Source organism: Actinoallomurus spadix (genome assembly GCF_024055725.1).
Taxonomy (GTDB): Bacteria; Actinomycetota; Actinomycetes; order Streptosporangiales; family Streptosporangiaceae; genus Actinoallomurus; species Actinoallomurus spadix.
The window spans coordinates 41,047-55,125 of sequence record NZ_JAMXMX010000026.1 but is presented as its reverse complement, the minus strand read 5'-3'; the positions used below and the strand labels follow the sequence as shown (position 1 = coordinate 55,125).

6 protein-coding genes are annotated in these 14,079 nt (G+C 68.9%); all 6 read right to left on the bottom strand.

Going from position 1 to position 14,079, the window contains the following annotated elements; all coding sequences use genetic code 11:
* Positions 1 to 73: 73 nt before the first annotated feature.
* The 6 genes from fusA to rpoB all read right to left on the bottom strand — a co-directional run bounded on the left by fusA (position 74) and on the right by rpoB (position 13,747).
* Entirely contained in the window at positions 74 to 2,185 is a 2,112-nt protein-coding gene (fusA, locus tag NE235_RS30045) for an elongation factor G (protein ID WP_252808831.1), read from the bottom strand.
* 41 nt (positions 2,186 to 2,226) lie between these two features.
* A complete protein-coding gene (gene rpsG / locus NE235_RS30040; RefSeq protein ID WP_252780395.1) occupies positions 2,227 to 2,697 on the bottom strand; it encodes a 30S ribosomal protein S7 in 471 nt (156 codons plus the stop codon).
* 1 nt (position 2,698) lies between these two features.
* Positions 2,699 to 3,073: a 30S ribosomal protein S12 gene (gene rpsL / locus NE235_RS30035; protein ID WP_019632621.1), complete on the bottom strand. Its 375-nt coding sequence runs from the start codon at positions 3,071 to 3,073 to the stop codon at positions 2,699 to 2,701.
* 453 nt (positions 3,074 to 3,526) lie between these two features.
* Positions 3,527 to 5,986: a hypothetical protein gene (locus NE235_RS30030; protein WP_252808828.1), complete on the bottom strand. Its 2,460-nt coding sequence runs from the start codon at positions 5,984 to 5,986 to the stop codon at positions 3,527 to 3,529.
* Between the two features lie 275 nt (positions 5,987 to 6,261).
* Entirely contained in the window at positions 6,262 to 10,137 is a 3,876-nt protein-coding gene (locus tag NE235_RS30025; RefSeq protein WP_252808826.1) for a DNA-directed RNA polymerase subunit beta', read from the bottom strand.
* A gap of 139 nt (positions 10,138 to 10,276) precedes the next feature.
* Positions 10,277 to 13,747, bottom strand: coding sequence for a DNA-directed RNA polymerase subunit beta (rpoB, locus tag NE235_RS30020; RefSeq protein ID WP_252808824.1), 3,471 nt, complete (start codon positions 13,745 to 13,747; stop codon positions 10,277 to 10,279).
* Positions 13,748 to 14,079: the final 332 nt, after the last annotated feature.

Here is a 14,079-nt window from a genome sequence, read left to right as displayed (position 1 = left end):
CTTGCTGCGATCCTCGGCCGTCTAGACGACCGCATTGCTTTCAGTGGTTGGTCTGGTGTACGCCGCGGCGCGACTACTCGCCCCGCGCCTTGGCGACGATCTCCTGCGCGACGTTCCCCGGAACCTCGGCGTAGGAGTCGAACTGCATCGTGAACACGGCCCGGCCCTGGGTCTTGCTGCGCAGGTCGCCCACGTAGCCGAACATCTCCGACAGCGGCACGATCGCCTTGATGACGCGGACGCCGGAGCGCTCGCCCATCTCCTGGATCTGGCCACGCCGGCCGTTCAGGTCGCCGATGACGTCACCCATGTAGTCCTCGGGCGTCGTCACCTCGACGGCCATCATCGGCTCCAGCAGCGCGGGGTCGGCCTTGCGGGCCGCCTCCTTGAACGCCATGGACCCGGCGATCTTGAACGCCAGCTCCGAAGAGTCGACGTCGTGGTAGGCCCCGTCCTGCAGCGTCACCTTGACGCCCACGATCGGGTAGCCGGCGAGCACGCCGAACTCGGCCGCCTCCTGGCAGCCCGCGTCCACCGACGGGATGTACTCCCGGGGGATGCGGCCACCGGTGACCTTGTTCTCGAACTCGTAGCCGTCGCTGCCGCCGCCAAGGGGCTCCAGGTCGATGATCACGCGACCGAACTGGCCGGAGCCACCCGTCTGCTTCTTGTGGGTGTACTCGACCTTCTCCACCTTGCGGCGGATGGTCTCGCGGTAGGCGACCTGCGGCCGGCCGACGTTGGCCTCGACCTTGAACTCGCGCTTCATGCGGTCGACCAGCACCTCGAGGTGCAGCTCGCCCATGCCGGCGATGATGGTCTGCCCGGTCTCCTCGTCGGTCCGCACCTGGAAGGACGGGTCCTCCTCGGCGAGCCGCTGGATCGCGGTGCCCAGCTTCTGCTGGTCGGCCTTCGTCTTCGGCTCGATCGCGACGTTGATGACCGGCGCCGGGAAGCTCATCGACTCCAGAACCACGGGGTTCTTGTCGTCGCACAGCGTCTCGCCGGTGGTGGTCTGCTTGAGACCCATCACCGCCACGATGTCGCCGGCGCCCACGCGGTCGATCTCCTCACGCTTGTTCGCGTGCATGCGGTAGATCTTGCCGATGCGCTCCTTGCGGTCCTTCACGCTGTTCAGGACCGAGGAACCGGCCTCCAGCACGCCCGAGTAGACGCGGATGAAGGTCAGCTTGCCGAGGTGCGGGTCGCTCATGATCTTGAACGCCAGCGCCGCGAACGGCTCGTCCTCGCTCGGCTTGCGCTCGATCGCCTTCTCCTCGTCACGCATGTCGTGGCCCTTGATGGCCTCGATGTCGAGCGGCGAGGGGAGGTAGTTCACGATCGCGTCGAGCAGGGGCTGGACGCCCTTGTTCTTGAACGCGGTCCCGCAGGTGACCGGGGTGAGGCTGCCGGCGAGCGTGGCGCGGCGGATGGCCGGGATCAGCTGGTCCGTCGTGGGCTCGTGGCCCTCGAGGTACAGCTCCATGATCTCGTCATCGGCCTCGGCCAGCGTCTCGACCAGCTTGTCGTGCCACTCGCGGGCGGCGTCGGCGTGCGACTCCGGGATGTCCACGACGTCGTACATCTCGCCCTTGGCGGCCTCGGCGCTCCACACCAGGGCCTTCATGCGGACCAGGTCCACGACGCCCTTGAAGTCGGCCTCGGCACCGATCGGGATCTGCAGCACCAGCGGCGTGGCGTTCAGCCGGTCCACGATCATGTCGACGCAGCGGTGGAACTCCGCGCCGACGCGGTCCAGCTTGTTGACGAAGCAGATCCGCGGCACGTTGTAGCGGTCGGCCTGCCGCCAGACCGTCTCCGACTGCGGCTCTACACCGGCGACACCGTCGAACACCGCGACGGCACCGTCGAGGACGCGCAGCGAACGCTCCACCTCGACGGTGAAGTCCACGTGACCCGGCGTGTCGATGATGTTGATGGTGTGATCAACGTCGTCAACCGTCCAGTGGCAGGTGGTCGCGGCGGACGTGATCGTGATGCCGCGCTCCTGCTCCTGTTCCATCCAGTCCATGGTGGCAGCGCCCTCATGGACCTCACCGATCTTGTAATTGACGCCGGTGTAGTACAGGATCCGCTCGGTGGTGGTGGTCTTGCCCGCGTCGATATGGGCCATGATCCCGATGTTCCGGACCTTGGCCAGGTCTACGCCGGTCTGAGTAGCCACTTCTCGCGTCCTCGTTTGTCTCGTACGACTAGATGCTGGGGTTACCAGCGGTAATGCGCGAAGGCCTTGTTGGACTCCGCCATCTTGTGGGTGTCCTCGCGCTTCTTGACACTCGCGCCGAGGCCGTTGCTCGCGTCGAGCAGCTCGTTCATCAGCCGCTCGGTCATCGTCTTCTCGCGGCGCTGCCGGGCGTACAGCACCAGCCACCGCAGCGCCAGCGTGGTGCTGCGGGCCGGGCGCACCTCGACCGGCACCTGGTAGGTGGCGCCACCGACGCGCCGGCTGCGGACCTCGAGGGTGGGCTTCACGTTGTCCAGCGCGCGCTTCAGCGTGACGACCGGGTCGTTGCCCGTCTTCTCGCGGCAACCCTCGAGTGCGTCGTACACGATGCTCTGCGCGATCGACCGCTTGCCATCGAGCAGGACCTTGTTGACCAGCGAGGTGACCAGCGGCGAGTTGTACACCGGGTCAGCGATCAGCTGGCGCTTGCCTGCGGGACCCTTGCGAGGCATGTCAGCTCTTCTCCTTCTTCGCGCCGTAACGGCTGCGCGCCTGCTTCCGGTTCCGGACACCCTGGGTGTCGAGCGACCCCCGGATGATCTTGTACCGAACACCGGGGAGGTCCTTCACACGGCCACCGCGCACGAGCACGATCGAGTGCTCCTGCAGGTTGTGTCCGACACCGGGGATGTAGGCCGTGACCTCGATCCCACTCGTCAGCCGGACACGGGCGACCTTGCGAAGCGCCGAGTTGGGCTTCTTGGGCGTCGTCGTGTAGACGCGCGTGCAGACGCCACGGCGCTGCGGGCTCCCCTTGAGCGCCGGGGTCTTGTTCTTGGTCACCTTGTCCTGGCGGCCCTTGCGGACCAGCTGCTGGATCGTGGGCACCGCGTCTCCGTCTTCCTCGTACCGAGCCGGTAAGTCTTCGTTGGTTGCCGCGCTCTCGCGCGACTCCAGGTCACGAACCACTTACGCGGCCAGGACCTGCAGTTTTCTCCTCGTCCCCCACCCACGCGGTCGGGCGTGTCGCGCCTGCCGCTTCTCCGTCGGCCCGTAACGAGCCGGACGAACTCGGGGGGAGTCGGATCCGTACCGCACGCCGTCGGACCGATCACCGCAGGGTGACCGAGACCGCCTGTGCGCGCACGATGAACCCGCGAACCGCGGGCACGAAGGGAGAGACTACCTAACACCCGAGCACGAGGTCAAAACAAGCCCCGCCACGCCGAAAATCGCGGGGAGACGTTCACCCGCAGAACGTCAGAATGCCGACGGATGTTCCCGTCGGCATTCTGACGCACCTGTCCGCGCGATGAAAGAGGCGGCCCGGAACTCCCTACCTCACAGCGACATGAAGAGCACGATGATCAGGATCACCAGCACCACGGTGCCCACGCCCAGGGCGATCCAGAGCTTGCGCTTTGACTCGTCGGCGGAAGAGGACGACGCCTGGCCGTAACCCGGGAAGCCTCCGTCCTGCCCGAAGGGCTGCTGGTTCCCATACGGCGACGGCTGCTGCTGACCGTAACCCTGCTGGCCATAGCCCTGCTGCTGCCCGAACCCCTGCTGACCGTAGCCCTGCTGCTGGCCGTAACCCTGCTGGCCGGGCTGCTGGCCGGGCTGCTGGCCGGGCTGCTGGCCGGGCTGCTGGCCGAAGCCTTGCTGGCCCCCCGGCTGCTGGCCGTAACCCTGCTGCTGGCCGTAGGGTTGCTGCCCCTGGCCCTGCGGGCCGGTGCCCTGCTGGCTCTGGCCCTGCTGGCTCTGGCCCTGTTCGCCGTGCGCCTGCTGCTGGCCATAGCCCTGCTGCGCGCCGTAGGCCGGCTGGCCGTACCCCTGCTGCGGGAAACCCTGCTGCTGCCCGAATCCCTGCGGCCCCGAAGGCTGCGAACCACCGCTCTGCTCGCCGCCCGAGGCCGCCGAACCCGACGGCGCCGCCCAGGGCACCGGGCCCGAGTCACCGCTCGACGGCGTGGAGTACGGCTCGGAGGCGTCCGTCGAGGACGGCGACGACGGCCGGCCGAAGCCGCCGGTACCGATGCCGTTCGGATCGGACGCACCACCGGCGGGCCTGTCGCCGCCGTACGACGGCGGCTCCTCGTCGAGGCGGCTCTGCCTCGCGAACCCGGCCTCGGGAGGCGGCACCAGCATCGTGCGCTCCGTGCCGCCGCTCTCGTCGTCGCCCTGGCCCTCTCCGGACCGCGGCCCGCCGGACGCCGGCTCCTCCGCCGCGTGTGCGCCGAACGACGGGGCCTCACCCGCCGCACCGCCGAACGCCGGAGCGTCACTCGCGGGCGCGCCGAAGGCCGGGAGGTCACCGGTCCGCGAGGACTCCTCGCCGCCGGACGCTCCCGTCTCCAGCGGCCGGTCCAGCATCGTGGAGGGCGGCTGTGACGCGTCGGCGCCGGACGCGGGTGCCGCGGCCGCTCCGAACGACGAGGGAGGCTGGTACTCGCCCGTTCCCGTACCGCTCTCGGGCTCCGAGTGGAACGCCGTCGTCGCCGGCGCGCCGAACCCGCCCTCGGCGGACGGCGTGGGACGTTCGCCGGTCGGCTCCGACGGCGGCGCGACCGTCGTGCGCTCGGCGGCGTCCTCCTCCCCGGACGACGCGGACGACGCGGACGACGCGGACGCCCCGGAGTTCTCCTGCTCGGGCGCGGCTCCCGCGCTCCCGCCCTGCTCCCCGAAGGACGGAGAGCCCGTGGGAGAGCCGAAGGACTGACCGTACGGCTGGGAGTACCCGGACTGGCCGTACTCCCCCTGCTCGCCCTGACCGGGCTGCTGCCGATCGGCCTGCTCGCCGGGCCGGCCGTAGGAGGACGACCCTCCGGGCTGCCCGTAGGACGGCGCAGACGGCCGGCCGGGCTGCGCGTACGGGGAGCCGGACTGCTCCGCCGACGGCTGGCCGTACGACGAACCGGGCTGTTCCGGCGGCTGGCCGTACGACGATCCAGGCTGGCCGTACGGCGAACCGGACTGCTCCGCCTGCCCGCCGTACGGCGAAGCGGGCTGCTCGGCCGGCTGGCCGTACGGGGAGCCCGGCTGCCGGCCCGGCTGGGCGTACGGCGACGCGGGCTGCCCAGGCTGGCCCGGCTGCCCGTAGGGCGACGGCGGCTGCTCGCCGGGCTGGCCCGGCTGCCCGAAGGGCTGCTGGCCGTACGGGGACGGCGCGCCCGGCTGGCCGTACGGCGCCTGCCCGTAGGGCTGCTGCTGGCCGTAGGGCGGCGGGGTGCCGTACTGGCCGCCGTAGGGCGGCTGCTCGTCCGGGCGCGCGCCGTACGGCGGCTGGCCGGTGGGGGGCTGCTGCCCGTACGGAGGCTGGCCGTACGGCGCGGACTGCTCGCCCGGCGTGCCGTACGGGGACTGGCCGTAGGCGGGCTGGCCGTACGACGGCGGCGTGCCCGGCTGGCCGTAACCCTGCTGACCGTACGGCGGCGGAGGCGGCGGCGCTCCGGGGGTGCCGTACGGGGAGGGCGCGGCGGGCGTCCCCGGCTGGGCCGGGGCGCCGTACGGCGAGGATGACTGCTCTCCGGAGCCGGAGCCCGCCCCCGCCTCACCGGAGACGGACGTGTCGGGTTTCTCCTCGGGCGCGGGCGGAGTCGCGGGGCGGCGCGGGGCGCCGAACATGACGGTGCGGCCCGACTCGAGGATGTCGTCCGACAGGCCCTGCGGGGCCGCCGGGAGGTCCTTCTGCTGCTCCTGCCCACCCGTGGCGGCGCCCTGGTCGGCGCCGGGCGGCTCGGATGATCCTTGCTGCTCAGGCGGAGGCCAGTGGGATCCCTGGCCGCCGTTCTGCTCGGTCATCGTCGGACTCCTTCAGCGCCGTCTCCGCGGGCGACTCTCCTCCGGGGGACCGGCCTTGTGACAGCGCCCGGGACGAGGTGTCTCATCACGTCCTCCCAGGTCTGCCCGGCGGTCGCCGGACGGGGCGTCCTCCGCTGGTTCACCGCACCAGAGTGCCTGGTCACCGGCATGACCGCAAATCACCCTCGTCCCGCACGGTCGTGACGAAACGGCGAAGGGCCGCCTCTGGAAGATCCAGAGACGGCCCTTGCCTGGTGGGGGACCACCGGGGGTGACTACCGGTTGTACTGACCGAAGTCGTACTCCTCCAGCGGCACGGCCTCGCCGGAGCCCTGGCCGAAGGCGTACTCGGCGCCCTCGTCGTAGGAACCGACGGAGTACACCGCGGCCTTGGCCTCCTCGGTCGGCTCGACCCGGATGTTGCGGTACTGCGGCATGCCGGTACCGGCCGGGATGAGCTTGCCGATGATGACGTTCTCCTTCAGGCCGACCAGCGGGTCGGACTTGGCGTGGATCGCCGCGTCCGTGAGGACCCGCGTCGTCTCCTGGAAGGAGGCCGCCGACAGCCAGGACTCGGTGGCCAGCGACGCCTTCGTGATGCCCATGAGCTGCGGCCGGCCGACCGCGGGCTGACCGCCCTCGGCCACGACGGCGCGGTTGAGCTCCTCGAACCGCGGCCGCTCGACCAGCTCGACGCCCGGCAGCATGTCGGTGTCGCCGGATTCCAGCACCTGGACTCGCTTCAGCATCTGCCGAACGATGATCTCGATGTGCTTGTCGTGGATCGACACACCCTGCGACCGGTAGACCTCCTGCACCTGGTCGACCAGGTGCAGCTGGACCGCGCGCGGGCCGAGGATCCGCAGCACCTCGTGCGGGTTGATGGCACCCGCGATGAGCTGCTGGCCGACGTCGACGTGGTCGCCGTCCTGGACCCGCAGCCGCGACCGCATCGGCACCGGGTAGGCGATCTCCTCGCCACCGTCGTCCGGGATGACCACGATCTTGCGCGTCTTCTCGGTCTCGTCGATCCGGACCCGGCCGGCGACCTCGCTGATCGGGGCGACGCCCTTGGGGACGCGCGCCTCGAACAGCTCCTGGACACGCGGCAGACCGTGCGTGATGTCCTGACCGGCCACACCACCGGTGTGGAAGGTCCGCATGGTCAGCTGGGTGCCGGGCTCACCGATCGACTGGGCGGCGATGATGCCGACCGCCTCGCCGACGTCCACGAGCTTGCCGGTGGCCAGCGAACGGCCGTAGCACATCGCGCAGACACCGATCTTGGACTCACAGACCAGCGCGCAGCGAACGCGCACCTCGTCGATGCCCGCCTCGATGAGGCGGTTGAGCACCGTGTCGTTGATGTCCGTGCCCGCCGGGTACAGGACGGTGCCGTCCACCTCGATGTCGTGCGCGAGGTTGCGCCCGACGAGGCTGTTCTCGGAGTTCGGGACCTTGGTGAGGCTGCCGTCGGCGTTCCGCGTCGCGATCGCGAACTTGATCGTACGGTCGGTGCCGCAGTCGTCCTCGCGAACGATCACGTCCTGCGCGACGTCCACCAGACGACGGGTCAGGTAACCCGAGTCGGCGGTACGCAGGGCGGTGTCGGCCAGACCCTTACGGGCGCCGTGCGTGGCGATGAAGTACTCGACCACGGACAGGCCCTCACGGAAGGACGACTTGATCGGACGCGGGATGGTCTCACCCTTCGGGTTGGAGACCAGACCACGCATACCGGCGATCTGCCGGAGCTGCAGCGGGTTACCGCGCGCACCGGAGTTGATCATCATCCAGATCGGGTTGGTGGCGGGGAAGGCCGCCTCCATGTCCTTGGCGACGTCGGCCGTGGCGTGGGTCCAGATCTCGATGAGCTCCTGACGGCGCTCGTCGTCGGTGATCAGACCGCGCTCGTACTCGCGCTGGACCTTGTCGGCCCGGCGCTCGTAGTTCGCCATGATGTCCGCCTTGTTCGGCGGGGCGATGACGTCGTCGATCGCGATGGTCACGCCGGAGCGGGTCGCCCACCGGAAGCCGGTGTCCTTCAGCGCGTCCAGCGCGTTCGCGACATCGACCTTCGGGTAGGTCTCGGCCAGCTCGTTGACGATCGCCGACAGCTGCTTCTTGCCGACCTCGTAGTTGACGAACGGGAAGTCCGCGGGCAGCGCCTCGTTGAACAGCGCCCGGCCGAGGGTGGTCTCGAGGCGGTACGGCTGACCGGCCTCCCAGCCCTCCGGGGCCGTCCAGCCGCGCGGCGGCGGGACGTCCTTGAGCCGGACGTTGACCTTGGCCTGGATGTGCAGGTCACCCCGGTCGTAGGCCATGATCGCCTCGGAGATGCTGGCGAACGCGCGGCCCTCGCCCTCGGCGCCTTCCTTCTCCGTCGTCAGCCAGAACAGGCCGATGACCATGTCCTGGGTCGGCATGGTGACCGGCTTGCCGTCGGACGGCTTGAGGATGTTGTTGGTCGAGAGCATCAGGATGCGCGCCTCGGCCTGGGCCTCGGCCGACAGCGGCAGGTGCACGGCCATCTGGTCACCGTCGAAGTCCGCGTTGAACGCGGTGCAGACGAGCGGGTGGATCTGGATGGCCTTGCCCTCGACCAGCTGCGGCTCGAAGGCCTGGATGCCCAGGCGGTGCAGCGTCGGCGCCCGGTTGAGCAGCACCGGGTGCTCGGTGATGACCTCTTCGAGCACGTCCCACACGGCCGGGCGGGCCCGCTCGACCATGCGCTTGGCGCTCTTGATGTTCTGCGCGTGGTTGAGGTCGACCAGGCGCTTCATGACGAACGGCTTGAACAGCTCCAGCGCCATCTGCTTGGGCAGACCGCACTGGTGCAGCCGCAGCTGCGGGCCGACGACGATGACCGAACGGCCGGAGTAGTCGACGCGCTTACCGAGGAGGTTCTGCCGGAAGCGGCCCTGCTTGCCCTTGAGCATGTCGGACAGCGACTTGAGCGGGCGGTTGCCCGGCCCGGTGACGGGCCGGCCGCGGCGGCCGTTGTCGAACAGCGCGTCGACGGCCTCCTGCAGCATCCGCTTCTCGTTGTTAACGATGATCTCGGGCGCGCCGAGGTCGAGCAGCCTCTTCAGCCGGTTGTTCCGGTTGATGACCCGGCGGTACAGGTCGTTGAGGTCGCTCGTGGCGAACCGGCCACCGTCGAGCTGCACCATCGGGCGCAGGTCCGGCGGGATCACCGGGATGCAGTCGAGCACCATGCCCCGCGGGCTGTTGCGGGTGTTGAGGAACGCGGAGACGACCTTGAGCCGCTTGAGGGCGCGGGCCTTCTTCTGGCCCTTGCCGCTGCGGATGGTCTCGCGCAGCCGCTCGGCCTCGGCGTCGAGGTCGAAGTTCTCCAGGCGCTTCTGGATGGCCGCGGCGCCCATGCCGCCCTCGAAGTAGCGGCCGAAGCGGTCGCGCATCTCGCGGTAGAGCAGCTCGTCGCCTTCAAGGTCCTGGACCTTGAGGTTGCGGAAGCGGTTCCAGACCTCGTCGAGCCGGTCGAGCTCGCGCTGCGCCCGGTCGCGGAGCTGCTTCATCTCCCGCTCGGCGCCCTCACGGACCTTGCGGCGCTGGTCGCCCTTCGCCCCGGCGGCCTCGAGCTCGGCCAGGTCGGTCTCGAGCTTCTTCTGCCGGGCCTCGATGTCGGCGTCGCGGCGCTGCTCGAGCTGCTGCCGCTCGACGGAGACCTTCGCCTCCAGCGACGGCAGGTCGCGCTCACGCATCTCGGTGTCGACATGCGTGATCATGTAGGCCGCGAAGTAGATGATCTTTTCGAGGTCCTTGGGCGCCAGGTCGAGCAGGTAGCCGAGCCGGCTCGGCACGCCCTTGAAGTACCAGATGTGCGTGACGGGCGCGGCCAGCTCGATGTGGCCCATCCGCTCACGCCGCACCTTGGCGCGGGTCACCTCGACGCCGCAGCGCTCACAGATGATGCCCTTGAACCGGACGCGCTTGTACTTACCGCAGTAGCACTCCCAGTCCCGGGTCGGACCGAAGATCTTCTCGCAGAAGAGCCCGTCCTTCTCCGGCTTGAGAGTCCGGTAGTTGATCGTCTCCGGCTTCTTGACCTCGCCGTGCGACCACTGCCGGATGTCGTCAGCCGTCGCCAGGCCGATCCGCAGCTCGTCGAAGAAGTTGACGTCGAGCACTTTGTTAACCAGTCCCCTGTTGTCGTATGCCGATTCCGAGGTCCGAACCGCCGTCTCGCTCACTCCGCCGGCGGGCGGCCGGGCGCTGTCGCGCGCCCGTGCCGCCGCCTGCGTCGTTCACTCGTCGGCTCCCCGTTCCTCAGACCTCTTCGACACTGCTCGGCTCACGCCGGGACAGGTCGATGCCGAGCTCTTCCGCGGCGCGGAAGACGTCCTCGTCGGTGTCACGCATCTCGATGGACATGCCGTCGCTGGAGAGCACCTCGACGTTCAGGCACAGCGACTGCATCTCCTTGATCAGCACCTTGAAGGACTCAGGGATGCCCGGCTCAGGGATGTTCTCGCCCTTGACGATGGCCTCGTACACCTTCACGCGGCCGAGGACGTCGTCGGACTTGATGGTGAGCAACTCCTGGAGGGCGTAGGCGGCGCCGTACGCCTCCAGTGCCCAGACCTCCATCTCACCGAAGCGCTGGCCACCGAACTGGGCCTTACCGCCGAGCGGCTGCTGGGTGATCATGGAGTACGGGCCGGTCGAACGCGCGTGGATCTTGTCGTCGACCAGGTGGAGCAGCTTCAGGATGTAGATGTAACCGACCGCGATCGGGTCCTTGAACGGCTCACCGGTCCGCCCGTCGAACAGCCGTGCCTTACCCGTCTTCTGGACCATGCGCTGGCCGTCGCGGTTCGGCAGGGTGCTGTCGAGCAGCTCGGTGATCTCCTCCTCGCGGGCGCCGTCGAACACCGGAGTGGCGACGTTGGTGCCCGCCGGTGCGGCGTCGGCGCCGATCGCCTTCAGCTGGCGCTTCCACTCGGCGTCGTCGCCCTCGACCTGCCAGCCTCGGCTGGCGACCCACCCGAGGTGGGTCTCCAGGACCTGGCCGACGTTCATTCGGCCGGGCACGCCGAGCGGGTTGAGGACGATGTCGACCGGGGTGCCGTCCTCCAGGAACGGCATGTCCTCGACCGGCAGCACCTTGGAGATGACGCCCTTGTTGCCGTGACGGCCGGCGAGCTTGTCACCATCGGTGATCTTGCGCTTCTGGGCGACGTACACCCGGACCAGCTCGTTCACGCCCGGCGGGAGCTCGTCGCCCTCTTCCCGGCTGAACACGCGGACCCCGATGACCTTGCCCTCTTCGCCGTGCGGCACCTTCAGGGAGGTGTCGCGGACCTCGCGGGCCTTCTCGCCGAAGATCGCGCGCAGCAGGCGCTCCTCCGGGGTCAGCTCGGTCTCGCCCTTCGGGGTGACCTTGCCGACCAGGATGTCGCCCGTGGTGACCTCGGCGCCGATGCGGATGATGCCGCGCTCGTCCAGGTCGGACAGGACCTCTTCGGAGACGTTCGGGATGTCCCGGGTGATCTCCTCCGGGCCCAGCTTGGTGTCGCGGGCGTCGACCTCGTGCTCCTCGATGTGGATCGAGGACAGGACGTCGTCCTGCACCAGACGCTGGGAGAGGATGATCGCGTCTTCGTAGTTGTGGCCCTCCCACGGCATGAACGCCACCAGGAGGTTCTTGCCGAGCGCCATCTCACCGTTGTCCGTGCAGGGACCGTCGGCGACGACGGTGCCGACCTCGACCCGCTGGCCCTCGTCGACGATGGGCTTCTGGTTGAAGCAGGTGCCCTGGTTGGACCGCTTGAACTTGGCGACACGGTAGGTGGTGCGCGTGCCGTCGTCGTTCATCACGGTGATGTAGTCGGCGGAGACCTCCTCGACGACACCGGCCTTCTCGGCCGTGATGACGTCACCGGCGTCGGTCGCCGCGCGGTACTCCATGCCGGTGCCGACCAGCGGCGCCTCGCTGCGCAGCAGCGGGACGGACTGGCGCTGCATGTTGGAGCCCATGAGCGCGCGGTTCGCGTCGTCGTGCTCGAGGAAGGGGATCATGGCCGTCGCGACCGACACCATCTGGCGCGGCGAGACGTCCATGTAGTCGACCTCGGACGGCGGGATGAACTCGACCTCGCCGCCCTTCCGGCGGACGAGGACGCGGTTCTCCACGAAGGTGCCGTCGTCCTGGAGCGGCGTGTTCGCCTGGGCGACGACGTGCCGGTCCTCCTCGTCCGCGGTGAGGTAGTCGATCTGCTCGGTGACCCGGCCGTCGACGACCTTGCGGTACGGCGTCTCGATGAAGCCGAACGGGTTGACCCGGCCGTACGAGCTCAGCGAGCCGATCAGGCCGATGTTCGGGCCTTCCGGCGTCTCGATCGGGCACATGCGGCCGTAGTGCGACGGGTGGACGTCACGGACCTCCATGCCGGCGCGCTCACGGGACAGACCACCGGGACCCAGCGCGTTGAGGCGGCGCTTGTGGGTCAGGCCCGCGAGCGGGTTGGTCTGGTCCATGAACTGCGACAGCTGCGAGGTGCCGAAGAACTCCTTGATCGACGCCACGACCGGGCGGATGTTGATCAGGGTCTGCGGCGTGATCGCCTCGACGTCCTGCGTCGTCATGCGCTCGCGGACGACGCGCTCCATGCGGGCCAGGCCCAGGCGGACCTGGTTCTGGATGAGCTCGCCGACCGTGCGGATGCGGCGGTTGCCGAAGTGGTCGATGTCGTCGGTCTCGACGGGCACGTCGCGGCCCGCGGGGGCCGTCATCTCCTCCTCGCCGGCGTGCAGCCGGACGAGGTAGTCGATGGTCGTGACGATGTCGTCCTCGGTCAGCGTGCCCTGCGTGAGCTCGATGTCGAGGCCGAGCTTCTTGTTGACCTTGTAGCGGCCGACCTTCGCCAGGTCGTAGCGCTTCGGATTGAAGTAGAGGTTCTCCAGCAGCGTCTGCGCGGACTCCTTCGTCGGAGGCTCGCCCGGACGCAGCTTGCGGTAGATGTCGAGCAGGGCGTCGTCCTGCCCGGTGGTGTGGTCCTTCTCGAGCGTGACGCGCATGGACTCGTAGTCGCCCCAGCGCTCCAGGATGCGGGCGTCGTCCCAGCCCAGCGCCTTGAGCAGGACGGTGACGCTCTGCTTGCGCTTGCGGTCGATGCGGACGCCCACGTTGTCCCGCTTGTCGACCTCGAACTCCAGCCACGCGCCGCGCGACGGGATGACCTTGCAGCCGAAGAGGTCCTTGTCGGACGTCTTGTCCAGGGTCCGGTCGAAGTAGACGCCCGGCGAGCGGACGAGCTGTGAAACGACGACACGCTCGGTGCCGTTGATGACAAAGGTGCCCTTCGGCGTCATGAGCGGGAAGTCACCCATGAACACCGTCTGGCTCTTGATCTCCCCCGTGGAGTTGTTGATGAACTCCGCCGTGACGAACATGGGGGCGGAGAAGGTCATGTCCTTGTCCTTGCACTCCTCGACGGAGTACTTGGGCGGCTCGAACCGGTGATCACGGAACGAGAGGGACATGGTGCCGGAGAAGTCTTCGATCGGACTGATCTCTTCGAAGATCTCCTCAAGTCCCGACTGGGTCGGGACGTCCTTACGACCGGCCTGCTGGGCCGCAGTGACCCGGGCCTTCCACCTCTCGTTACCGAGCAACCAGTCAAAGGACTCGGTCTGCAGCGCGAGGAGGTCCGGAACTTCCAGAGGCTCCTTGATACGCGCGAAGGAAACGCGGTTCGGACCGGTTGCGGTAGTCGAGGCGTTGCGCGAGGCTGCCAAGAGTGGTCCTTCCGAGGGCTCGCGGCGGGACTGACGACGCGCACGCCAGACGATCCACGCCGATAGACCCCGCCGAAAACGGGGGTGTCGATGTGTGGATAGTCAGAGGGCAGCGCAAAGGGGCAGTGTAGCCGAACGCCACACCGCTGTCGAGCGCGGAGCCACGGTATGCATCACAGTTGCTCCGCAGCATCGCTCGTCAGCGGCCCCGCGTCAAGACTAGACATGGACATTCCGCCCGATCGGCCAGCGTGAGGAAGCCCATAGTTTACGGGGAAGCGGGGCCCTGGCCGTCCTCACCACGGGCGACCGGCCGTCCTCGCGCAGGCGCC

Excerpts from the sequence above, each read along its gene's own strand:
- rpsG (WP_252780395.1), bottom strand. The coding sequence starts at position 2,697 with ATGCCTCGCAAGGGTCCCGCAGGCAAGCGCCAGCTGATCGCTGACCCG.
- NE235_RS30030 (WP_252808828.1), bottom strand. The coding sequence starts at position 5,986 with ATGACCGAGCAGAACGGCGGCCAGGGATCCCACTGGCCTCCGCCTGAG.